This is a genomic window from Streptomyces sp. NPDC014894, from assembly GCF_043080985.1.
Classification (GTDB): domain Bacteria; phylum Actinomycetota; class Actinomycetes; order Streptomycetales; family Streptomycetaceae; genus Streptomyces.
In genome coordinates this window covers 386,133-408,126 of the sequence record NZ_JBIBWD010000002.1, presented here as the reverse complement: position 1 = coordinate 408,126, position 21,994 = coordinate 386,133, and the positions used below count along the sequence as shown (strand labels likewise).

Here is a 21,994-nt window from a genome sequence, read left to right as displayed (position 1 = left end):
ATCTCCCTGCTTGCCGTTCCCGGGCCGGTTCTCCGGCGGGGCCGCGGTCAGGTGGAGACCCGCGCCCCGAGGGGGATCTCCGCGTCGTCGGCGAGAACCGTCCGATGGGCCGTGCGCAGTTCCAGGCTGGGCTCGATGCCGAGTTCCTCGACCAGCTGCCCCCGGGTGCGGCGGTAGGAGGCGAGGGCGTCGGCGCTGCGTCCGCTGCGGTGCAGGGCCATCATCAGCCGGGCGCAGAAGCCTTCGTTGAGCGGGTCCTCGGCGACCAGCCGGCGCAGTTCGCCGACGATTTCGAGATGGCGGCCGAGGCGCAGATCGAGATCGACGCGCCGTTTGAGGGCGGTCGTCCACGCCTCGTCGTACTGGAGGGCGGCGCCCGAGAGCGCCGTTCTCTCGCGGAGGTCCTCCAGCGTGGGCCCGCGTCGCAGCGCCAGTGCCTCCTGGTACTGCCGGGCGGCCAGTTCGTGCCGGCCGGCCTCGGCGGAGCCGGCGGCCAGCGCGCAGAGCCGGTCGAAGCACACCGTGTCGAGGATGCCGTCGTCGACCCGGAGCCGGTAGCCGGGGGCGCGGGTCTGCAGAGTGCACCAGCGGCCGTCGAGGTCGTGTCTGATCAGGAACTTGCGCAGCTGCGACACGTACACCCGCAGCGCGGCGAGCGCGGTGGCGGGCGGCCGGTCGCCCCACAGCTCCCTGATCAGGGTCTCGTTGGAGGCGGTGGCGTTGGGCCGGATCAGGAGGGTGGCCAGCAGCTGCCGCAGTTTGCGCTGCGGCAGCGGCACCTCGACCGCGTCCACGGCGATCTCCAGCGGGCCCAGCAGCCGCAGCGCGACCGTGTGGGGGCCGGTGTCCCGCGCGCCCCGGTCCGGGATCCGGGTCTCCATCAGCGCGGTCATACGAGGGCCTCCGGACACGGGCGCCCGCCTCGGCGGAAGGCGAGCGGCTGTTCCTCGCGCAGGGGGCTCAGGTCGACGGCCTCTGCCACGACGGTCTCGTGGCCGCCCGCCGGGAAGGCGGCGGGGCTCCGGCGGTCGGGGCGGGCGGGGACGCCGGTCACGGCAGGGCTCCGGCGGTCGGGGCAGGCGGGGACGCCGGTCACGGCAGGGCTCCGGCGGTCGGGGCAGGCGGGGACACCGGTCACGGCAGGGCTCCGGCGGTCGGGGCAGGCGGGGACACCGGTCACGGCAGGGCTCCGGCGGTCGGGGCAGGCGGGGACACCGGTCACGGCAGGGCTCCGGCGGTCGGGGCAGGCGGGGACACCGGTCACGGCGGGGCGCGGGGCGAGACCGCCGAAGCCGGCGGTCTCGCGGCGGGCGAACGCACGGCACGGAGCGGCCCGGTGCGCGGCCGGGATGTCGAAGGACAAGGCGCCCGATTCCCGGACGGCGGCGATTCCCCGCGATTCCCCGCGGACGCGGAGGAGCACGAGCGAAGGGTCGAGGGACACGGAGGCGAAGGAATTCACCGTGATGCCCACCGGTTTCCTCTCCCCGTTCTGACAGGTCATCACGGCGACACCGGTGAGAATCCGGCCGCACACCTCCCGGAGCGCTCCCGCGTCCACGGTCGCGAAGCGTTTCTCCTCGGATTCCGACATGGTCGTGCTTTCCACTGGACCCCCCTGGGAACGACTGCGCCCGCCCGTCGCGCGGCGGACTGCACGAACCGGCGACCGGGGCGGCACGGATAGGGAGACTAACGAGACAGAGTCGGCCACGCCTATGGCCGAAGGGACGAGGAAGGGCGTACTTTCGTCCGGATCCCCCACCGGCCCGACGGCCTCATCGGCGGAGAATCCGCAGCTCATCGTCTGTTCGTCGCATGATCCGGGGGAAGGTCCGGCGGCGCGGACTGGGCAATCCAGGAGAGACCCCCCGGGTGATTTCGGCCATGGCCCCGGCGCGGGGCGACCCGGCCACGACGGCTCGCGGGCCGGTCCGGCGCCCTGTCGCCGGATCCACCCGGGCCTCCTCGGACGTACCCCCGGGCCTTCCCGGACCTCTCCCGGCCTCCCCCGGACGGCTTTTCCACCACCTCATACCCGCTTTACGCCGCCGGGCGACGCTGATTCGGCCGCATACGGAGCGGCCCGAACCGGAACGGGAGGAGAGTGAATGCACAGCACCCTCATCGTGGCCCGTATGCATCCGAACTCCACGGCCGATGTGAAGCGAATCTTCGCCGAATCCGACGCCGGGGAACTGCCCGGTCTGATCGGGGTGAGGGAACGCAGACTGTTCCGCTTCCACGATCTCTACCTGCACTACATCGCGTCCGACGAAGAAGTGCGCGACGCGATCGAGGAGATGCGCGGCCACGCGCTCTTCACCGATGTCGGCGAACGGCTGAGCGCGCACATCACCGCCTACGACCCGCGGACCTGGCGCGGCCCCGGGGACGCCATGGCGCACGAGTTCTACACCTGGCACAGGGACGGCTGAGCCTCGGCTCATGACGCGCACGTTCCGGCGACGACGGGTCTCCGGACGGGGGCCGCACCACGAGTGCGGAGGACGAGAGGAGGCCGGCGTGGCCGGCAACCGAATGACGAAGATCGCGGCGAAGGACGTCGCGTCCAACCGGCGACGGGGCGGGGATCTGCGGACGCTGCTGAGCCCGGCCACCGCGGGCGCGACGTCCGGGTTCATGGGGGTGCTCACCCTGGAGCCCGGTGAGGCGGTCACCGAGCACTACCACCCGTACTCGGAGGAGTTCCTGTACCTCGTCAGGGGCGCGGTCACGGCGCTCGTGGACGGCGAGCCGGAGCCGCTCGCGGCCGGCGACGCGCTCCACTTGCGGCCCCATGTCCGCCACCGGCTGGAGAACCGCGGCACCGAGCCCGCCTTCATGGTGTTCCAGCTCGGCCCGCTGGCACCGCGCCCCGAGCTGGGGCACGTGGACACCGAACCGCTGCCGGACCAGGAGTCCGTATGAGCGCCCGGCGGGCCGTGGTCACGGGCATCGGGGTGGTGGCGCCGGGCGGCATCGGGGTCAAGGCGTTCTGGAAGCTGCTGACCGAGGGCCGGACGGCCACCCGCGCCATCACCCACTTCGACGCCTCGGCGTTCCGCTCCCGGATCGCCGCCGAGGTCGACTTCGACCCGGCCGCGGCCGGACTGACCGCCGACGAGACCGAACGCATGGACCGCTGCGCGCAGTTCGCCGTGGTCGCCGCCCGGGAGGCGATCGCCGACAGCGGCTTCGGGCCCCAGGACGTGCCGCCGCACCGGATCGGGGTCTCCCTCGGCAGCGCCGTCGGCTCCACCGTCACTCTGGAGGAGCAGTACGTCCGGGTGAGCGGCGGCGGCAGCCGCTGGGTGGTCGACCCGCGAGACCCCCATCCGCATCTGTACGGGGCGCTGGTGCCCAGCGCCACGGCGGGCGAGGTCGCCCGGGCGGCCGGCGCCCAGGGTCCGGTCCGGATGGTGTCGACGGGCTGCACCTCGGGACTGGACTCGGTGGTGCAGGGGGCCCAGTTCATCGAGGACGGGATCGCCGACCTGGTGGTGGCGGGCGCGACCGACGCGCCGATCTCGCCGATCACCGTGGCCTGCTTCGACGCCATCAAGGCCACATCGCCCAACAACGACGACGCGGCGCACGCCTCCCGCCCCTTCGACCGCGACCGTGACGGCTTCGTGCTCGGCGAGGGCGCGGCGGTGCTGATCCTGGAGTCGGCCGAGGCGGCCCGCCGCCGGGGCGCCCGGATCTACTGCGAGGTCGCGGGCTACGGGCAGCGCGGCAACGCCTTCCACATGACGGGCCTGCGCCCCGACGGCGAGGAGCTGGCCGAGGCGGTCCGGGTGGCGCTGGACCGCGCCCGGCTCCCGGCGGAGGCCGTCGACTATGTGAACGCCCACGGCTCGGGCACCCGGCAGAACGACCGGCACGAGACCGCCGCGTTCAAGAAGTCGCTCGGCGAGCACGCGTACCGGGTCCCGGTCAGCTCCATCAAGTCGATGGTCGGGCACTCGCTCGGGGCGATCGGCTCACTGGAGCTGGTCGCCTGCGCCCTGGCCATCGAGATGGACACCGTGCCCCCGACCGCCGGTCTGCGCCATCGGGATCCGGAACTCGATCTGGACTATGTGCCGTTGGCCGCCCGGCGGCACCGGACGGACACCGTCCTGAGCGTGGGCAGCGGCTTCGGGGGCTTCCAGACGGCGATGGTGCTCACCGCGCCCGGGCCGGGGAGACGCGATGACTGACCCGGCGGCCGCCGGACGCCGGGCCGTGGTCACCGGAATCTCGGCGATGGCGCCGGGCGGCAGGGGCGCGGAGGCGTTCTGGCGCAATGTGCTCGAAGGGCGCGGCGCGCTCGGCCCGGTGACGCACTTCGACGCGGACGAGTTCCCCGTGCGGGTGGTGGGCGAGGTCTTCGACGACGAGGTGCTGCCGGGCGTCGATCCCCGGCTGGCGGTGCAGACCGACCGGTGGAGCCAGTTCGCGCTGCTGGCCGCCGAGGAGGCGCTGGCGGACTCGGGGGCGCGCCCGGAGACGTTCTCGCCCTTCGATCTCGGGGTCATCACGGCGTCCTCGTCCGGGGGCAACGCGTTCGGGCAGCGGGAGATCGAGGCCCTGTGGTCGAAGGGGCCCCGGCATGTCGGCCCGTACCAGTCGATCGCGTGGTTCTACGCCGCGACCACCGGCCAGCTCTCCATCCGGCACGGTATGAAGGGCGTCTGCGGGGTCACCGTCGGCGAGCAGGCGGGCGGGCTGGACGCCATCGCGCAGGCGCGCCGCGCGGTGCTGCACGGGGACGCCAGGCTGGTCCTCACCGGGGGCGCCGAGGCTCCGCTGAGCCCGTACGCGCTGCTCTGCCAGACCACGTCGGGGCGGCTGAGCGCCTGTGCCGACCCGGAGCGCGCGTACCTCCCGTTCGACGCCGGCGCCTGCGGACACGTGCCCGGCGAGGGCGGCGCGCTGCTCGTCGTGGAGGACGAGGACGGCGCCCGCGCGCGCGGCGCCGAGCGGCCGTACGGGGAGATCGCCGGCCACGCGGCCACCTTCGACCCGGCGCCCCGGGGCGCGGCGGGACCGGGCCACGGCGCGCTGCGCAGGGCCGTGGAACTCGCCCTCGCGGACGCGCGGGTGCGGCCCGGGGAGATCGGCGCGGTCTTCGCCGACGCGGCGGCCACTCCCGCACTCGACCGGGCGGAGGCACGGTGTCTCGCCGAGGTGTTCGGCCCCGCCGGAGTGCCGGTCACCGCCCCCAAGGCGGGCTATGGACGGCTGTACGCGGGCGGCGCGCCGCTCGATGTCGTCACCGCCCTGCTGGCCCTGCGCGACCAGGTGATCCCGCCCACCGGGCCGGGCGTCGTCCCGGACGCCGCCCACCGGCTGGATCTCGTCACGGAGCCCCGGGAGGCCGCGCTGCGCACCGCGCTGGTGATCGCCCGGGGGTACGGCGGATTCAACTCCGCACTCGTCGTCCGGGCGGAGCCGTCATGACGCCCCCGCCCGAGACAGCCCACACGACCGCGAAAGGACCGGCTTCCATGACCGTTCCGCCCCTCGCCTACGAGAAGTTCCTGACGATCGTCCAGCGCTGCACCGGGGTTCCCGCCGAGGTGCTGCGGGACGACGACCCGACGCTGACCGCCGGGGACATGGGAGTGGACTCCCTGGGTCTGCTCAATGTGCTCACCGAGGTGGAGAACCACTACGACGTCCGGCTGGACGCCGAGGTGGTCATGTGCTTCCCCGACATCCACTCCCTGATCAACGAGCGGCTGCGGCTGGCCGCGGCCCGCACCGAGAACAGCGTCGTCATCGACGCGCCGTTCGACCTGGTGTGGGAGATGACCAACGATGTCGCGGGGTGGCCGGAGCTGTTCAGCGAGTACGCCTCCGCGGAGATCCTGCACCGCCGGGGCGACACGGTGCGCTTCCGGCTCACCCTCCGCCCCGAGCCGGACGGCCGGGTGTGGAGCTGGATCTCCGAGCGGGTGACGGACCGCGCGAACCGTACGGTGCGGGCCCACCGCGTCGAGACCGGCCCCTTCGCCTTCATGAACATCGCCTGGCACTACCGCGAGACCGGCGCCGGCGTGGAGATGCGCTGGGTGCAGGAGTTCCACATGAAGCGGGACGCGCCGCTGGACGATCCGGCGATGGTCGAGCGCGTCAACGAGAACTCCAGGATCCAGATGGCGATCGTGAAGGAGCGCGTCGAGGCGACCGCCCGGGGTCGCGCCGGTTCGGCGGTGGCGCGATGACACGGCTGGACTTCGCGCTCCGGGGCAGACATGTCCTGGTCACCGGCGGTGCGCGGGGCATCGGCAGGGCCACGGTGCTGTCCCTGGCGGCGCAGGGGGCCTCGGTGACGGCCTGTTACCTCCAGGAGAGCGAGCGGGTCGAGTCCCTGCGGCGGGAGCTGGACGGGCGGGGCGCGCGGGGTCTGCTCGTACGCTGCGACGTCACCGATCACGAGCAGGCGGAGCGGCTGGGCGCGTCGGCGCACGGAACGTACGGGGCGATCGACGCGGTCGTCAACAACGCCGGCGTCATCAGCCATCTGCCGCTGGAGAAGCTGGACCCCGACGAGTGGCACCGCGTCCTCGACACCAATCTCACCGGGATGTACCACGTGGTGCGCGCGGCGCTGCCGTATCTCGCCGAGTCCGCCTCGGTGGTCAACATCAGCTCGGCCGTGGCCCACCACGGCATGCCGCACGCCGCGCACTATGTGGCCTCGAAGGCCGGTGTGATGGGGCTGACCAGGGCGCTGGCCAAGGAGCTGGGCCCGCGCGGCGTCCGCGTCAACTGCGTCGCCTCCGGCCTGGTGGAGACCGACCAGATGAAGGCCGTGACCGCCGAGGGCCGGGCCCGCTACGAGCGGATGATCGCGCTGGGCCGTACGGCCCGCCCCGAGGAGATCGCCGACGTGGTGCTCTTCCTCGTCTCGCACGCCGCCCGCTACATCACGGGGGCCACCCTCGACGCGGACGGCGGCATCTGAGCGATGGCGACCGCCGCGGTGCGCACCGTCCTGGAGATGACGGTCCATGAGAACCGCGTGGACGAGTTCCGCGCGACCTGGCTGGCGACGGCGCGGGCCGCGGCCCGGCTGCCCGGCTGCGTCGCCCAGACGCTGCTGCGCGATCCGTCCCTCCCCCACACCTATCTGATCATGGCCGACTGGGCCGACGGCGAGGCTCTGGACGCCTTCCGCCGGAGCCCCGCGCGCGCGGAGCTGAGCGCCCGTCTGGAGGAGTTCCGCGCGTCCGCCCACCGGCGCGTGCTCGACGCCGTCGCGCACGTACCCGCCCACCACACCGTTGAGAGGTGATCCGTCATGACCGTACGCGTCATGGTGTCGGCCCGTGTCGAGGAGAAGGACCAGGAGGCGTTCGAGGAGGCCTACCGGTCGGTGACCGCCGTCGTGTCCGGGACGCCCGGCCATCTGCGGGACGAGCTGCTGCGGGACGCCGAGGAGCCCGGGCGCTACATTCTGCTCGCCGAATGGGAGAGCGAGGAGGCCTTCCGCGCCTGGGAGGACGCCCCCGCGCACCGGGAGACGGCCGCGCCGATGTTCCCGTACTGGAGCCGGGGCGGCATCGAGCGGCGGATCCTCGATCTGCGCGCCCGGCTCGACAGCGTGCCGTCCGCGACCTGAGCGGGCGGCGGCCATGGCGAACATCGGCAAGGCCCTGGTGATCGGCGCCGGCATCGGGGGGCTGACCACCGCGGCGGGTCTGCTGCGGCAGGGCATCGAGGCGGAGGTGTTCGAAGCGCGCCCCTCGCCGGGACGGCTGCTGACCGGCGGCGGCTTCATGCTCTGGCACAACGCCTTCCTCGCGCTGCGCAGGATCGGACTCGACGAGGCCGTCGCCGCCGACGCGGTGCGGATGCGGTTCCACGAGTTCCGCTCCGACTCCGGCAGACGGCTGGCGCGCTGGGAGCTGGACGGACCGACGCGGGAGTGCGGCGCGCCCGCCTGCGCCCTGCGGCGCTCGTCCCTGCACCGGGTGCTCACCGAGGCGGTGGGCGAGCACCGGATCCGGCCGGGCCGCCGGCTGACGGGGTACGCCCAGGACGCCGACGGCGTCACCGCGCACTTCGCCGACGGATCGGCGGCCCGGGGCGATGTGCTGATCGGCGCGGACGGACTGCGTTCGACGGTCCGCGCGACGATGCGCCGGGGCTTCGAGCCGCCGCCCCGGTACTCCGGCTACACGGCCTGGCAGGCCATCACCCGGCTGCCGGGCGAGTCGACGGCGCCCACCGGCACGTTCTTCAATCTGTGGGGCAGGGGCGGTCTGCGCTTCCTGTACTGCCGGCTGAACGAGTCGGAGGTCTACTGGGACGCCGTCACCAGCGATCGCGCGGCCGCCGGAATCGACACCGTGGGCCGCACCCGCGGTGCGGCGCTGGCCGCCGCGTACCGGCAGTGGCCGGAGCCCGTCGGCCGGATCATCGCCTCGACCGAGGAGGAGGCGATTCTTCCGGTGGCGATCCACGACCGGCCGCCGGGCGGCGGCTGGAGCCGGGGCCGGGTGGTGCTGGTCGGCGACGCGGCGCATCCGATGACGCTCAACCTCAGCCAGGGCGCGGGCCAGGCCGTCGAGAGCGGCGTGGTCCTCGCCGATCTGCTCGGGCGGAGCGAGCCGGGGGCGGTCCCGGAGACCCTCCGCCGGTACGAGTCGGCCCGGCGGGCCCGGTGCGCGGAGATGGTGGACACCTCGTGGCGGATCGGCACGCTGGGGCTCGTCCACAGCACCGCGCTGTCCCGGCTGCGCGATCTGATGATGTACGCGTTCTTCGACTCGGTCGCCAAGGGCCGGAGCTACGGGCTGATGCTGGACGACCGTCTGGAACGCGGCCCGGTCCCCGCGGCCTCCGGGCGCGGGACGGGGTGAGGGCGCGTCATGCTGGTCGCCTTCCTGGCCGCCGTCCTCGTGCTGTGCACCGGTGTTCTCGCCGGCGCGCTGCTGGCGGTCGAACGGGCCGTGGTGCCCATGCTGCTGAGTCTGCCCCGGCAGACCTGGGCCGAGGTGCACCGGCGGCTCGACCCCGGGTTCGACCCGCTGATGCCGACGGTCAACAAGGCGGCCCTGGCCGCCGGGCTGGCGCTGTCGGTCCTCGCGCCGGGAGCGGACGCGAAGGCCGCCTTCGCCTCCGCCCTGGGCGGGACGGCGGGCGTCGCCCTCGTGTCCGAGCTGCGCAATGTGCGGATGAACCGGCGGATCGGCGCCTGGGCCGAGTCCGGCCGGTTCCCGGACGGCTGGGGCGAGCTGCGCGACGCCTGGGCGCGCGCCAACCGTCTGCGCACGGCCCTGGCCGCGCTCGCCTTCTGCGCCGCGCTGTACGGCTGCCGGCTGGCCTGGGCGTGAGGGCCGTGTCCGTACCCGCCGATCTCGACCGACGTACGCACCCCCTGAGCCGAGGAGCTGATCCATGAACGCCGAGGACGACACCGACGCGGACGGCGCCGAGGGCGCGGGCGACGCCGGGCACGACGCCGTACGTCCTGCCGCCGCCGCGATCGGCGGGCGACCGACCGGACCGTACGACTTCGAGGGCAGGGTGGCCCTGGTCACCGGGGCCGGCCGGGGCATCGGCGCGGCCACCGCCCGGCTGCTGGCCGCCCGCGGCGCGCGGGTGGCCGTCAACTACCGCCGGAGCGCGGAGCGGGCGCGGGAGGTCGTGGAGTCCATCGCCCGGGAGGGCGGCCGCGCGATCGCGCTGCCGGGCGATGTCACCGACGCCGATCAGGTGGCCGAGCTGGTCTCCGGGGCCGCCGCCGCGTTGGGGCCGGTGGACGTCCTGGTGCTCAACGCGTCGGGTCTGGGGGCTCATGAGGCCGCCATCGCCCCGGCGACGGAGCTGGCCTGGGAGGATCTGGAACGGGTGGTCGTCCAGCAGCTCAAGGCGCTGTTTCTGACCGCCCGCGCCGTGCTGCCCGGCATGATCGCCCGCGGGAGCGGGTCCGTGGTGGCCGTCGGAGCGGCCCTCGCCCGCCGGCCGGCGCCGCGCTTCCTGCCGCTGTCCGTCGCCAAGGCCGGTGTGGAGGCGGCGGTGCGGACCCTGGCGCTGGAGGCGGGGCCGCACGGTGTGCGCGTCAACGCCGTGGAGCCGAACCTCATCCTCACCGAACTCGCCCGGCATGTCCCCGAGCCGCAGCGGCGGGCGGCCGCCGAGCGCGCCGCCCTGCGGCGCAACGGAACGCCTCAGGACATCGCCGAGGTCATCGCGTTCCTGGCCTCGGAGCGTGCCGCGTATCTCACCGGCGGCTGTCTGCTCGCCGACGGCGGCACCGCCTTCGCCTGATCCGGGCCCACGGTCCGTGGGCCCTCCCCGCGGCGGCCGCCGTCCGAGCGGCCGCCGCCGTCCGCCGAAGGACGACCCGATCGAAAGGACAGTGGAATCATGTCGAAGCCCGAACGGAAAGTGGTCAACCGGGACGATCTGGAGCCCGTGTGCTGGTTCGGCGAGGAGGGCCGCTTCCTCTTGCGCAAGGAGGACACGGGCGGCCTGTACAGCTTCTACCAGATCACCACCCGCCCCGGCAGCGGTCCCCCGCCGCATGTGCACGAGACGGTCGACGAGGCGTTCTTCGTCAACCGGGGCCGTTACGAGTTCGAGGTCGGCGGTGTGTCGGAGGTCGTGACCGCCGGAACGGTCGTCTACGGCCCCCGGGGCGTACCGCACCGTTTCCTCAACGTGGGCGACGGGCCGGGCGAGCTGCTGGTCATCGCCACTCCGGGAGGCGTCGAGAACTTCTTCATCGGGCTCTCCCGGCTGGTGGCGGGCGGGCGGCCCGACTGGGCGAAGATGCAGGAGCTGGCGAACGAGCACCAGATGCGCGGCTTCCAGCCGCCGCCCGGCGCGCGGGGCGACGTCCCCGGACGGCCGGCCGCCACCGCGGCCGGCCCGTCGGCCGCCGAGCGGCGGGCGCACGGCTGATACGCCCGTCCGCCCACGGGCCGGGCCGGGGACGGGCGAGTTCCGCCGTCCCCGGCCCGGCCCGTGGCACGCGACGAGGCGGGCGGCTCCCTGGATGCCGGGAGCCGCCCGCCTCGTCGCCGCCGGGGCTCAGCCCGCGCGCGGGACGGCCCGGAAGACCGGGCAGCGCGACGCCGCCGCCGCGAAGTGCTCCGGGGACGGCGACTCCACCAGACCGTTGCGTACGAGGGCGGCGACCCCGCGCGGGATGTGAGCGGGGAACTCGCGCAGCACGCGGCCGCGTTCCGCCACGGACAGCTCCACCAGGTCCACCTGCCGCCGGCGGCGGCCGCGGGCGAGCACCCCGCGGCCCGCGGCACGGGCGTTCTTGACCCAGTCGGAGTCCGGATACGCCTGGACGATGGAGTGGGCGCCGTCGATGAGCACCGGGGCGACGGGGATGGTCCTGGGCAGGCCGGTGCCGCGGCCGGGAACGGTCAGAAGGTGCAGGGGGCCGAACGGCAGCCCCGCCCAGTGGAGGAGCACGACCGCCTTGTCGCGCGCCCTGTGCCGTGGGGAGATGGAGCCTCGTGCGGTCATGGGCCGGTCCCTCCCTGTTGTGGAGCCGGAGCGCGCCGCCGGCGAGAGCCGTTCACGGCTTGTGCACGCGCCTGATCACGGCCCGGACGACCGAGCGCGGCAGGGCGCGCATCAGCGGGAGCCGGATGCGGTAGGCGAGGCCCGGCACCGCGGACGGCCGCCCGGCCGCCACCGCGTCCAGCCCGCAACGCGCGATCTGCTCCGGCGTCAGCCATGCGATGCGCGGCAGTGTGTCGACCGGGACGCCGGCCGCCGCGTGGAACCCGGACCTCGTCAGTCCGGTGTGCACGGTGGTGATGTGCACACCGTGGCGCGCCACCTCCATGGACAGGCTCTCGCTCAGCGAGGACAGAAACGCCTTCGAGGCCGCGTAGGTGGCGGAGCGCGGCTTCGGAAGCACCGCGACGAGGGAGGAGACGTTGACGATGCCGCCCGAGCCACCGGCGATCATCCGGGGCAGGCAGGCGCGCGACAGCCGGAGCGGCACCAGCGCGTTGAGCACAGCGGTGTGCGTCTCGCGCTCCGGCGGCAGCTCGGCGAAGTACCCGGAGCCGCTCGATCCGGCGTTGTTCACCAGAAGGTCCACCGGGCCGGCCCCGTCGGCGAGCCGCTGCTCGGCCTCGGTGATCCGGCGCTCGTCGGTGAGGTCCAGCGGCATCACCTCGACCTTCACCCGGTGCTCCGCCCGGAGTTCGCCCGCGAGCCGCTCCAGGAGATCGCCGCGCCGGGCGACCAGGACCAGGGCGACGCCCTCCGCGGCCAGCAGCCGGGCGAAACCCTCACCGATGCCGCTCGACGCCCCGGTCACCATCGCCCTGCCGTACGGATATCGCCGCATGCCATTCCCCGAATCTCTTCGACATTCAGTTGTGCGCGGGGCTCAAGATTAGCCGGGAATATTCGGCGGGACCACAGAAATGTGCACCGATCGCACCGGTGCGGCCGATTCATGGAGACTTCATCACGGATTAATCGACCGATGGTGCAATAGGGCCGCGCGATCGGCCCTGCTCCCGCTGCACCGGCCCACGGCCGCACCGTATTCCGCGGCATGCCCGAGGCGCGACAGCACCCATTCAGCAAGGCCGCCGACTCCGCAACACCGCCGATTCCGCGGAATCGCCGCGCAATGGTCCGCTCCGTCCCGTCGCCGTCGAAATGGCTGGTGCCACTGCCATGAGTTCCTCAGCCCCCAGACGAGAATCCCCGCCCGTCGTCACCCCGCCCCCGGCCGTGGCCGGTCCGGCTCCCCGGCTCGACTCCCTCACGGGTCTGCGCTGGATCGCCGCCCTCGCGGTGTTCCTCTCACACGTCAGCACCCTGCTGCCGATTCCGCACACGGACGCCGTCTTCGCCCTGGGCTCGTCCGGTGTGACGTTCTTCTTCGTCCTCTCCGGATTCGTCCTCACCTGGACCTGTCTGGCGGGCGACCGGGTCGGCCCGTTCTACGGGCGCAGACTCGCACGGATCTGGCCGCTGCTCGCCGTCGGCGTGCTGGTGCCGCTCCTGCTCCAGCTCCCGGACGCGCCGGAGGGCCAGTCCGGCACTCTGATCAAGATCGCGCTCTCCGCCGTCCTGCTGTACCAGGCCTGGGCGCCCGGCTGGATCCTGGGCGGCACCAGCCCGGTGACCTGGTCGCTCGCCTGTGAGGCGTTCTTCTACGCGATCTTCCCGTTCCTCGCCGGGCCCACGCTGCGCAGCTCCCTGCGCCGGCTCGGCTGGGCCGCCGTGGTGCTGGTCCTGATCGGCTGGGGCATCAAGATCTGGCTCTGGCAGGCCTATCCGCCCACTCCGCGCCCCTCGTTCACCGGTATGGACGGGCTGATCTTCGGCACCTACTCGCCGATAGCCCGGGTGTGGGAGTTCCTGCTCGGCATCGTCGCGGCGGCCGCGGTCCGCAAGGGCTGGCGCTCGCCCCTCGGCGTACGCCCGGCCCTGGCCCTGCTGGTCACGGGACTCCTCGTGCTGTGGCTGCTGCGCGAGGAGACCTGGCGGCTGTACGTGGTCTTCGACGCCCTCGGCCAGGTCACCGCGCCGCTCTACGCCCTGCTGATCGTCGCCGTCGCCCAGCGCGACCTCGCGGGCGGCGCCTCCTGGCTGCGCACTCGGCCCATGGTGGCCCTGGGCGAATGGTCGTACGCCTTCTATCTGCTGCACTTCACCGTGCTCTTCGAGATCTCCTCAAGGGTGTTCGACAAGAACAGCATCGTCGAGTTCTACCTGCGGCCGGTCGAGGCCGGCTGGTCGAACGCCGGATGGGCCCTGCTCGCCCTGGTGATCGCCACGGCGCTCTGCGCGCTGCTCCACCGGTTCTACGAGAGGCCCGCGGAGGTGTGGCTGCGCGCCCGGACGGGCCGTCGCACAGGGCGGGTCCCGCCCGCCGGGCACCGTCCCGCGGCCGACGCTCCGGAGCGTCGCGCCGAGAGCGGCGCCACCCCCACGGAACGAGGGCGACAGGAATGACGACACCGGACCCGGCCGGGGCCCCGCCGGCCCCGGCCGCCCCTTCCGGCCGGCCGCCTCTCGACGACCCCTTCGACGTGATGTTCGTCGGCTGGTCGTTCTTCCGCGGCAAGCTCCTCACGGCGGCCGTGGACCTGGGCGTGTTCACCGCGCTGGGCGAGGGCCGGCTCGACGCCGGGGAGCTTCGCGCCCGTACGGGTCTGCACCCGCGCGGGGCGCGGGACTTCCTCGACGCGCTGGCCGCCGTCGGCCTGCTGGTGCGCGAGGGCGACCGCTACCGGAACAGTCCCGGCACGCTCCGGCATCTGCTGCCGGACCGGCCGGGTTTCGTGGGCGGCTTTCTGCGGATGACCAGCGAGCTGATGGGCGGGGACGACGACGCGCTCGCCGGTCTGCTGCGCAGCGGCGACGCCCGGGGCCAGAACGCCGGGGGCGAGGTCCCGTTCACCCGGATCTTCCACGACCCCGACCGTCTGCGGCAGTTCCTGTCGGCCATGGACGGCTTCAGCGGCGCCGTCGCGCCCGGGATCGCGGACCTCGTCGACTGGTCGGCGTACTCGACCTTCGCCGACATCGGCGGGGCGCGCGGCAGTCTGGCCGCCGCGCTGGCCGCCGCGCACCCGCATCTCACCGGGACGGTGCTGGACCGCCCTTCGATGGAGCCGCACTTCGACGCGCTCACCGCCGAACGCGGGATGGAGCGGCGGCTGCGCTTCACCGGCGGCGACTTCTTCCGGGACGAGCTGCCGCACGCGGATGTGGTCGTCCTCGGCGGCGTACTGCACGACTGGCCCGACGAGCGGCGCGCGCTGCTGCTCCGCAAGGCCCACGACGCCGTTCACGAGGGCGGAGCGGTCATCGTCTACGACACGATGATCGACGACGGCCGCGAGCAGGCGGAGACCCTGATGCTCAGCCTGATCATGATGCTGCAGTCCGCCCGGGCGCGCGGCTTCTCGCCGGCCGAGTGCGCCTCATGGATGACGGACGCGGGCTTCACGGTGGAACGGACCGTCCGTCTGCCCGCGCTGACGACCGCGATCACCGGCCGCCGGAACTGACCCGGCACCACGAGAGGAACCCGATTCCGGGGACCCGGGTCCCCGGAATCGGGTGATCTTTGCATTCCGCTTATTCGAAATCGAGGTTCAATACGGGCTGCTTCAACTCTCCGACCGGGCCCCTGTCCCTCCGTCAATTCGACAATCCGGGATAAGCGCCGGTCCGGATCCGAGCGTCTCCGGCTGCTCTATTCTGTCTACGACGTCAGAACCGTCCACGCACACCGGGGGAGCACATGTCAGGATCGGCGCCCACCAGCGTTCTGCTCATCGATTCCCACCCGATCTCGCTGATCGGACTGCGCACCATTCTCGACGGCTGCCCCGACGTGCGTGTGGTCGGCGTCGCGCCGGACGGAGCCGCCGCGGCGGACCGCTACCGGGAGCTGCTGCCCGATGTCGTCGTCGTGAACTCGCACCGGAACGCGGCGGAGGCCCTGGCCGGCGTCGACGCGCTGTCCCGGGCGCGGCCGCCGCTGCCGGCTCCCAATGTGCTCGTCCTGGTGAACGATGTGGACGCGGCGGCGGGCCAGGTGCTGCGGGCCGGTGTGAAGGGACTGCTGTCGAGCGGGAGCAGCTCCCAGGAGCTCGCCGCGGCGGTCCGCATCATGGCCACCGGGCGGTCCCTGCTGATGCCCGCCGCGCGGCAGGAGCCCGGCGGCTCCCCGCTGGACCGGCTCACGGACCGGGAGCTGGAGGTCTTCCGTCTGGTCACCCGGGGATACAGCAACGCCGAGATCTCCCAGGAGCTGGCGTTGAGCCAGAGCACCGTGAAGTCCCACATTCAGAAGGCCATGGAGAAGCTGGGGCTTCGCAACCGTGTGCACGCGGTGATCTTCGCGTACGAGAAGGACATCATCCACGTCGGTCCCTGACCGACTCCCGCGCGCCGGACGGATCCGTGTCCCGCCGCTCCCCCGCGCGCAGTTGGGTGACCACCCGCCAGAGGTCGAACACATTGTGGTCCTCGACGACGAGTCCCCTCTCCACCCGCCAGAGCTGGATTCCCTCGGAGGTGACGGGGAGCCCGGTGGGAGGCACCCCGGCGTACTCGCCCACCTGGGTGGCCCGGACGGTGTACCAGCTCGCCACCCACGGCCCTTCGGCGATCTGGAGTTCGACCTCGACCCTGAGTCCGGAGAAGGCCGCGTGCCGGCGCAGCACGCTCCGCCGGGGGCCCTCGGGCCCCACGCGCTCGCCGCCGAGGATGAGGCCGGGGGCGAAGACCCGGTCCGCCGCTGCCACGTTCCCGCGGTTCCAGCCCTGGTCGAACCAGTATCGGGCGAGCGCCTTGTTGGCCTCCCGCACATCGCTCCCGTCGGTCGCGGACACGGCCCTCACCTGCCGGGCGCGGCGTCGGGGGCGGCCTGCGCCCCGCGCAGCGCGTCGAGACTCGCACGGCCGATCGTGCTCAGCTCCGTCAGGGGCGAGGCGGCCGCCCACTCCAGGAACTCCCCCATCTGCCGCCGGTCGGGATGGATGAACCGCTGGTTCACGTCCTTCCAGCCGAATCCCGGGGAGACCGCCTCGGATTCCCGGACGAGGGCGAGGATCCGGTCCGCGGCGGTGTCTCCGTCGACGAGGCCCTTCTCGTACTCCTCGCAGGACCGCGCCGTCGTGTCCAGCAGCGCCTTGAAGGCGTCGCTGTCGGGCCACCACAGTCCGGTGTGGGGAGCCTTCTCCAGGGCGTCGAAGACGCTGGGATCGCGGTCGGCGCGGAAGGCGCGCAGCGCGTTGTTGATCCGCAGGGTGCCGGGGGTGTTGCCGCTGCCCCAGACGCGGAACACGGCGTCCCACAGCCGGAAGTGGGAGAAGGAGATGAACGAGCAGTTGACGAGGGTGTCGTTGTGGTCGAGCAGTCCCTGCTCCAGCTCCTCCACATGGCGGAAGCGCTCGTCGCCGAAGTCGTCGTCCTCGATCGCGGCGAGCAGGCGCGGCGCCAGGGCGTGGATGATCTCGAAGGTGTTGGACATGCCGCGTGAGTAGAGAGGGTCCAGGAAGCCGGCGGCATGCGACATGAGGCACCAGCGACGCCCCACCGTCTTGCTGGACGAGTACTGGAGCCGTCCGGTCGACACCCACTCCCGGACCTTTCTGGCGCCCTCGAACTGCCGCCGCACCGCGGGGAAGCGCCGTACCAGGCGTTCGAACTCCTCCTCGGGTGTGATGTCCTCGGGCTTGGGATGGAGCCTCGGGTCGAGGGTGACGCCGACGCTGCACAGCGGGTTGCGGGAGCGTGGGTGGTTGTCGAAGGGGATGACCCAGAACCAGCCGCGTTCGAAGACATGGTGCAGGGTTCCCTCGTGCCAGGGCGCGGCCGGCCGGCTCGCCTCGGGGACGTCCACCACGTCGTCGAAGGGGCGTACCCCCACCATGTGGGTGAACAGGGAACGGGAGTGGTGCCGGAAGCGGGCGGGCCGCTCCCGCAGGTCGAGCTTCTCGGCCAGCGGTGAGCGGAAGCCGCTCGCGTCCACCAGGTAGCGGGCGCCGACGACATGGCCGTCGGTCCCGGTCAGGGTGACGCCGTCGTCACGGAGGTCGATGTCCCGGACCCGCCACCGCTGGCGTGTGTCACAGCCGTGGCGGACCGCGACATGGAAGAGATAGGCGTCGCTGTCCTGGCGGAAGAGGTGGCTGGCGGAGGTCAGCGCGTCGGGTATGACGAACTGGTGGCCTTCGGCGGGGTCCGGTTCCTGACCGGGCCGATGCAGCTGGAATCCGAAGTGCCTTTTGCGGCCGAAGGAGTTGCCGACCTGCTCGTTGATGGTGTCCGCGTCGGCCAGGGCCTCCAGCTCGGGCAGGTCGTGGCGTTCGGCGAGCACCTGGAGCCAGGCGATCATCTGGGGGATCATCGACTCCCCCACCGCGAAACGCGGGTGCGTGCCCGCGTCGACGAGGAGCACCTTCGCCCCGCTGCGGGCCAGTACGGCGCCGAGGGTGGATCCGGCGATCCCGGAGCCCAGGATCGCCACGTCGTAACTCGGCCTGTGTGTGGACACTGTCGGTTCCCTTCGCAGTCGTCGAGTCCCGGACGGGCGCTGTGCTCCGCACGTCCGCCCCACCAGCCTCGCGGCCGCCGATGAAGGCGAGAGAAAGTACGGGTAAGCCACCGCCCCCGCTCGGGGGCGGTGGCTCGCCGGTCAGACGGGGCCCGGTCGGCCAGATTCGGAGGAGCGGGCGCCGGCCGGTTCGGTCACCGGGTCCTCGGAGCGGCCCTCCGTCTCGGGCCGGGAGGCGGAGGGGGACCTCGGGCCGGGAGTCCGTCCGGGGGCGGTGACGAGCAGCCGGCCCAGGGCGCGCGGGAACCACCAGTTGGACCGCCCCAGCAGGGTGACGAGCGCCGGGGTGAGCAGCCCGCGGACCACGGTGGCGTCGATGATGATGCCCGCCGCCAGCGCGGTGGCGAACACCTTCACATCGGTGATCGGGATACTGGCCAGCGCGGTGAAGGCCAGGAAGAGGATGAGCGCCGCTGAGGTGACGAGCCGTCCCGTGCGGCTGATGCCGGTGACCACCGACGGGATCGTGGTGTCGGTCCCGCCCTTCGCGGCCAGTTCGAGGTGGGTCTCGCGGATCCGGTGGAGGATGAACACCTCGTAGTCCATGGAGAGCCCGAAGAGGAACGCGAAGACCGCCATGGGGATCCAGATGGTCACCGCTCCGACGGCGGGGGTGTCGAACAGCAGCTCGCTGCCGTAGCCCTTCTGCCAGATGAGAACGACCACTCCGTACGCGGCGCAGGTGGAGAGGGCGTTGAGCACCAGCGCCTTCAGCGGCAGCACCACCGAGCGCAGGGTGCGGGCCAGGACGATGAAGGTGAGCAGGCCGACGAAGATCAGAATGGGGCCGAGCGATCCGTACACGGCGTCGATGAAGTCGGCGTCCTGCGCCGGGCCGCCGCCCGCGAGCCCGCCCGCCGTCTCCCGGGCCGTGTCCACGACACGGGTGACGGCGTCGCGGCCGTCCCCGCTCGACGGGTCCGCCGAGGTCCACACATCGACGATGCGCCGGCCGTCGCCCTGCCACTCCTGCGGGGCGACGGAGCCCGCGACGCCTTCGATGCCGGCGAGCTTCTCGTTCACCGACTCGGCGGAGCCGGCGTCCACCAGGACCTCGACCGGGCGCGCGATGCCCTCGCCGAAGCCGGCGTCCACGATCCGCTCGAACGCCGCGGCGGGCTGTCCGCCCTTGGCGAGGGTCGAGGTGGCCGGCTGGCCGAGGCTCAGAGCGAGCACCGGCGCCGCCAGGGCCAGCAGGACCGCGCCGCTGAGCAGCGCGGAGAGCGCGGGCCGGCGCGTGGTGAAGCGGGCGATCCGGCCCCACATCCCGCTGTCGGGCCGGTACGCGCGGCGCGGCCGGTCGAGCTTGTCGCCCCAGGCGTAGAGCAGCACGGGCAGCAGGGTGAGCGCGACGGCGACGCTGACCAGCGGGATGAGCAGGCCGGCGTATCCGACGCTGCGCAGGAACGGCACCGGCAGGACGACGAGGGCGGCGAGCGAGATGGCCACGGTGGCCCCGCTGAGCGCGACCGCGTGGCCCGCGCTGTTCAGGGAGCGCACGATCGCCTCCTTGCGCGCCTCGGGATCGGGGCCGTCGGCGCCGGGCTTGTAGCGCTCCTCCCGCCAGCGGGTGACCACCAGCAGCGCGTAGTCGATCGCGATGCCCAGGCCGATGAGCGCGACCAGGAACTGGACGATGAAGGACACGTCGGTGATGCCGGTGATCCCCCGGACCAGGAGGAAGGTGGTGGGAATGGCCACCGCGGCCATCAGCAGCGGCACGATGGCGAGTCCGCTGGTGAAGACCAGCGCGAGGACGACGAGGGCGCCGAGGGCGCCGATCAGGGTCTCGTAGATCGGGCCGCGCTGGGCTCCGCTGTCCCGTCCGGAGAGGACGGGCTGGCCGGTCAGCTCGACCTGCGCGCCGGAGATCTTCGTCTGTTCGACGGTCTTCTTGATGGCCGGAAGCGACTGCTCGTACGGCGCGTTGGTCGGGTTGGCGGGCGGGTAGACGAGCGCGACCGTGGTGCGCCTGTCCTCGGAGAGCAGGGAGTCGTCGCCGGTGCTCGCGTAGGAGACGCTGCGGCCGCCCTCGGGCGTGACCTTGGCGATCAGGTCGCCCCACTGTCCGCGTACGTCCGGGCTGTCGGCGGCGACGCCCTCGGGCAGGGTCACCACGAGCAGCAGCGGAGCGTTCTTCCCTCCGGTCTGCGCGAAGCGCTGGGCGAGAGTGTCGTTCGCCTCCTGGGCCGGCTTGCCCGGGAGACGCGACTCGTAGGTGAGCCTGTCGATCGTGCCGCTGGTCATGGCGCCCCCGACGAGGAAGAGCACCAGCCAGACGAGGACCACGGGCCACCGATGGGCGAGCACCCATCGCGTCATGCGCTCCACGGTTCAACCTCCTGTAGGGACGCTATTGTGTAGCCATGCTACTTATGAAGCTCAAGGTAGCCCTCCGCGCGGCGGGATGGCAACCTCAATCCCCTTGCGATACAGGCTGTTTGACGCTCCATCAGCGTCCGGGTACGCCAAGAGCCCCCGGCGGGAGCGACACCGAGTGAGGTGTCGCTCCCGCCGGGGGCTCTTGTCCCGGACCGTGCGCGGCGGGCCGCGCGGGCGGGCTACTTCGGCGAGCCGGTCCCCCGCACGACGGCGAAGAAGCGCTTCAGGCCCAGACCGAAGTACGCGCCCGCGAGGACCGTGAGGGTGGCCGGAATGGAGACCATCGGCCAGTCCAGGGAATCGGGATGGCTCAGACCCCGGTTGAGCAACAGCAGGACGAGCGCGCCGAGCACACAGAGCAGGCCGATCAGGGCGGCGAACGTGCCGGTGGTGACCGTGCTGTCCCGCTCGGCCGCCGCCGCCGCGATGCCGCTGCCCTTGCGCAGCCCGGACAGCGCTCCGGCCAGGGAGAGCACACAGCCGAACGCCACGATCGACAGACCCGTCAGCAGCGTCGGCGGATGGCGGTACGCCCACGGGCCGGCCGGGCCCCCGAGCAGCGCGCACGCCCAGGTCGCCGCCAGCAGCGGCAGCACGCACACCGTCCGGACGGAGAGCCGGTTGGCGCTGATGCGCAGCGTGGCGTCGTTGTAGGCGCGGGCGACCTCGACGGGCGGCCCCCATTCCCGGACGGCCCGGTGCGCCGCCTCCTCGGCGTCGGGGCAGTCGTCGAGATTGCCCTCGGCCGCGCACTGGAGGCCGTCGAGCACCTCGTCGATGATCGCGGTCCGCCGGGAGTCCGGCCCGACGAGATGCCGGGCCAGATGATCGGTGTAGCGCTGGATCACCGCCCCTTCTGTCACGCCTTCCCTCCCAGCACCACCGAGATGACCGAAGAGACCTCCTGCCAGGCCATGCGCTTGTCGGCCAGGGCACGGCGTCCGGCCGTCGTGAGGAAGTAGTTGCGGCGGCGGCGGCCGTTGTGACGCACCCATTCGCTGCCGACCAGCCCCGCGGCCTCCAGCCGGTGCAGCGCCGGATACACCGTGCCGGTCGGCAGGTTGATGGCGTCACCGCTTCGGCGCTTGAGTTCCTCGATCACCGCATATCCATGCAGCTGCTCCTGCTCCAGCACAGACAGCAGCATCCCTTCCAGGTTCCCTCTCAGGGTTTCTGCCTTCATGTATAACCACATTACACATCACGTCCCGAACCGGACACGGTCCGCCGCGACGCCGCCCCACCGTCGTTCGCCCTCACGTCGGCCGCGCGAACACGGCCTGCCGCGAGACGAGTTCGGGGCCGCCGCCGCGGAGTGCGACGGCTTCCCGGGGCGACCTGGCGGCTCGGCGCTTCTCCCTTGATGACGTTCCCCCGTCTCATGACGCTCGCCCGTCTCTGGAACCGGCCGGGGGCGCGGCGGCGTCCCGCTTCGACCGACTCGTCACCGGGCTGCTTCCGGCGGGTACGGACCAGGAGCGGGTCGACGGCTTCAGCCTAGGATTCGGCCGGGTTGCCGTCATCGCCCATATTGCCCATGCGCCC

General features: G+C 72.7%; 24 protein-coding genes and 2 pseudogenes. 16 read left to right on the top strand and 10 right to left on the bottom strand.

Annotation, left to right across the window (positions count from 1 at the left end; translation table 11 throughout):
- Positions 1 to 47: 47 nt before the first annotated feature.
- From ACF089_RS05815 to ACF089_RS05805, 3 genes and pseudogenes are all read right to left on the bottom strand, one after another.
- Positions 48 to 893 carry a BTAD domain-containing putative transcriptional regulator gene (locus ACF089_RS05815; protein WP_392022333.1) on the bottom strand — a complete coding sequence of 282 codons (846 nt, stop codon included), beginning with the start codon at positions 891 to 893 and terminating at the stop codon, positions 48 to 50.
- Positions 890 to 1,054 (bottom strand): hypothetical protein, encoded by a 165-nt coding sequence (locus tag ACF089_RS05810; protein WP_392023425.1) that lies wholly within the window; start codon positions 1,052 to 1,054, stop codon positions 890 to 892. The genes ACF089_RS05815 and ACF089_RS05810 overlap by 4 nt, the downstream gene beginning before the upstream one ends.
- Positions 1,055 to 1,252: 198 nt before the next feature.
- Positions 1,253 to 1,594, bottom strand: a pseudogene (locus tag ACF089_RS05805) (flavin reductase family protein); the annotation flags it as partial.
- A 517-nt stretch (positions 1,595 to 2,111) separates the two neighbouring features.
- Between ACF089_RS05805 and ACF089_RS05800 the strand changes: the two are divergent.
- The 13 genes and pseudogenes from ACF089_RS05800 to ACF089_RS05740 all read left to right on the top strand — a co-directional run bounded on the left by ACF089_RS05800 (position 2,112) and on the right by ACF089_RS05740 (position 10,905).
- A complete protein-coding gene (locus ACF089_RS05800; RefSeq protein ID WP_392022330.1) occupies positions 2,112 to 2,438 on the top strand; it encodes a TcmI family type II polyketide cyclase in 327 nt (108 codons plus the stop codon).
- A gap of 88 nt (positions 2,439 to 2,526) precedes the next feature.
- Positions 2,527 to 2,931 (top strand): cupin domain-containing protein, encoded by a 405-nt coding sequence (locus tag ACF089_RS05795; protein WP_392022327.1) that lies wholly within the window; start codon positions 2,527 to 2,529, stop codon positions 2,929 to 2,931.
- Positions 2,928 to 4,205 carry a beta-ketoacyl-[acyl-carrier-protein] synthase family protein gene (locus ACF089_RS05790; RefSeq protein ID WP_392022324.1) on the top strand — a complete coding sequence of 426 codons (1,278 nt, stop codon included), beginning with the start codon at positions 2,928 to 2,930 and terminating at the stop codon, positions 4,203 to 4,205. The genes ACF089_RS05795 and ACF089_RS05790 overlap by 4 nt, the downstream gene beginning before the upstream one ends.
- Positions 4,198 to 5,448, top strand: a complete 1,251-nt coding sequence (locus tag ACF089_RS05785) for a beta-ketoacyl synthase N-terminal-like domain-containing protein (protein ID WP_392022321.1) — start codon at positions 4,198 to 4,200, stop codon at positions 5,446 to 5,448. Before ACF089_RS05790 ends, ACF089_RS05785 begins: the two co-directional genes overlap by 8 nt.
- Positions 5,445 to 5,708 (top strand): annotated as a pseudogene (locus ACF089_RS05780) (acyl carrier protein); the annotation flags it as partial. The gene ACF089_RS05785 and the pseudogene ACF089_RS05780, both read left to right, overlap by 4 nt.
- Positions 5,691 to 6,215: an SRPBCC family protein gene (locus tag ACF089_RS05775; protein WP_392023387.1), complete on the top strand. Its 525-nt coding sequence runs from the start codon at positions 5,691 to 5,693 to the stop codon at positions 6,213 to 6,215. The pseudogene ACF089_RS05780 and the gene ACF089_RS05775, both read left to right, overlap by 18 nt.
- Positions 6,212 to 6,958 carry an SDR family NAD(P)-dependent oxidoreductase gene (locus ACF089_RS05770; protein ID WP_392022318.1) on the top strand — a complete coding sequence of 249 codons (747 nt, stop codon included), beginning with the start codon at positions 6,212 to 6,214 and terminating at the stop codon, positions 6,956 to 6,958. The genes ACF089_RS05775 and ACF089_RS05770 overlap by 4 nt, the downstream gene beginning before the upstream one ends.
- 3 nt (positions 6,959 to 6,961) lie before the next feature.
- Positions 6,962 to 7,288 (top strand): putative quinol monooxygenase, encoded by a 327-nt coding sequence (locus ACF089_RS05765; RefSeq protein ID WP_392022315.1) that lies wholly within the window; start codon positions 6,962 to 6,964, stop codon positions 7,286 to 7,288.
- Between the two features lie 6 nt (positions 7,289 to 7,294).
- Complete coding sequence (locus tag ACF089_RS05760; protein ID WP_392022313.1) at positions 7,295 to 7,615, top strand: antibiotic biosynthesis monooxygenase family protein; 321 nt, start codon at positions 7,295 to 7,297, stop codon at positions 7,613 to 7,615.
- 13 nt (positions 7,616 to 7,628) lie between these two features.
- Positions 7,629 to 8,858, top strand: a complete 1,230-nt coding sequence (locus tag ACF089_RS05755) for an FAD-dependent monooxygenase (protein WP_392022310.1) — start codon at positions 7,629 to 7,631, stop codon at positions 8,856 to 8,858.
- Between the two features lie 9 nt (positions 8,859 to 8,867).
- Entirely contained in the window at positions 8,868 to 9,332 is a 465-nt protein-coding gene (locus tag ACF089_RS05750) for an anthrone oxygenase family protein (protein ID WP_392022307.1), read from the top strand.
- A 64-nt stretch (positions 9,333 to 9,396) separates the two neighbouring features.
- Positions 9,397 to 10,269, top strand: coding sequence for an SDR family NAD(P)-dependent oxidoreductase (locus ACF089_RS05745; RefSeq protein WP_392022304.1), 873 nt, complete (start codon positions 9,397 to 9,399; stop codon positions 10,267 to 10,269).
- A 99-nt stretch (positions 10,270 to 10,368) separates the two neighbouring features.
- Positions 10,369 to 10,905, top strand: a complete 537-nt coding sequence (locus ACF089_RS05740) for a cupin domain-containing protein (RefSeq protein ID WP_392022301.1) — start codon at positions 10,369 to 10,371, stop codon at positions 10,903 to 10,905.
- A 129-nt stretch (positions 10,906 to 11,034) separates the two neighbouring features.
- On the opposite strand, the gene ACF089_RS05735 is transcribed toward ACF089_RS05740, so the two are convergent.
- Positions 11,035 to 11,484, bottom strand: a complete 450-nt coding sequence (locus ACF089_RS05735; RefSeq protein WP_392022299.1) for a nitroreductase family deazaflavin-dependent oxidoreductase — start codon at positions 11,482 to 11,484, stop codon at positions 11,035 to 11,037.
- 52 nt (positions 11,485 to 11,536) lie between these two features.
- Positions 11,537 to 12,322 (bottom strand): SDR family NAD(P)-dependent oxidoreductase, encoded by a 786-nt coding sequence (locus ACF089_RS05730; RefSeq protein ID WP_392022297.1) that lies wholly within the window; start codon positions 12,320 to 12,322, stop codon positions 11,537 to 11,539.
- A 338-nt stretch (positions 12,323 to 12,660) separates the two neighbouring features.
- On the opposite strand from ACF089_RS05730, the gene ACF089_RS05725 reads away from it, so the two are divergent.
- From ACF089_RS05725 to ACF089_RS05715, 3 genes are all read left to right on the top strand, one after another.
- Positions 12,661 to 13,947 (top strand): acyltransferase family protein, encoded by a 1,287-nt coding sequence (locus ACF089_RS05725; RefSeq protein WP_392022294.1) that lies wholly within the window; start codon positions 12,661 to 12,663, stop codon positions 13,945 to 13,947.
- Complete coding sequence (locus tag ACF089_RS05720) at positions 13,944 to 15,008, top strand: methyltransferase (RefSeq protein WP_392022291.1); 1,065 nt, start codon at positions 13,944 to 13,946, stop codon at positions 15,006 to 15,008. The genes ACF089_RS05725 and ACF089_RS05720 overlap by 4 nt, the downstream gene beginning before the upstream one ends.
- 236 nt (positions 15,009 to 15,244) lie before the next feature.
- Positions 15,245 to 15,883, top strand: coding sequence for a response regulator transcription factor (locus ACF089_RS05715; RefSeq protein ID WP_392022288.1), 639 nt, complete (start codon positions 15,245 to 15,247; stop codon positions 15,881 to 15,883).
- On the opposite strand, the gene ACF089_RS05710 is transcribed toward ACF089_RS05715, so the two are convergent.
- The 5 genes from ACF089_RS05710 to ACF089_RS05690 all read right to left on the bottom strand — a co-directional run bounded on the left by ACF089_RS05710 (position 15,864) and on the right by ACF089_RS05690 (position 21,632).
- Positions 15,864 to 16,340: an ester cyclase gene (locus ACF089_RS05710; RefSeq protein ID WP_392022285.1), complete on the bottom strand. Its 477-nt coding sequence runs from the start codon at positions 16,338 to 16,340 to the stop codon at positions 15,864 to 15,866. The genes ACF089_RS05715 and ACF089_RS05710 overlap by 20 nt on opposite strands.
- Before the next feature lie 5 nt (positions 16,341 to 16,345).
- A complete protein-coding gene (locus ACF089_RS05705; protein ID WP_392022283.1) occupies positions 16,346 to 18,007 on the bottom strand; it encodes an NAD(P)/FAD-dependent oxidoreductase in 1,662 nt (553 codons plus the stop codon).
- 141 nt (positions 18,008 to 18,148) lie between these two features.
- Complete coding sequence (locus ACF089_RS05700; RefSeq protein ID WP_392022280.1) at positions 18,149 to 20,389, bottom strand: MMPL family transporter; 2,241 nt, start codon at positions 20,387 to 20,389, stop codon at positions 18,149 to 18,151.
- Between the two features lie 239 nt (positions 20,390 to 20,628).
- Entirely contained in the window at positions 20,629 to 21,312 is a 684-nt protein-coding gene (locus tag ACF089_RS05695; RefSeq protein ID WP_392022278.1) for a hypothetical protein, read from the bottom strand.
- Positions 21,309 to 21,632, bottom strand: coding sequence for a PadR family transcriptional regulator (locus ACF089_RS05690; RefSeq protein WP_392022277.1), 324 nt, complete (start codon positions 21,630 to 21,632; stop codon positions 21,309 to 21,311). The genes ACF089_RS05695 and ACF089_RS05690 overlap by 4 nt, the downstream gene beginning before the upstream one ends.
- Positions 21,633 to 21,994 lie beyond the last annotated feature (362 nt).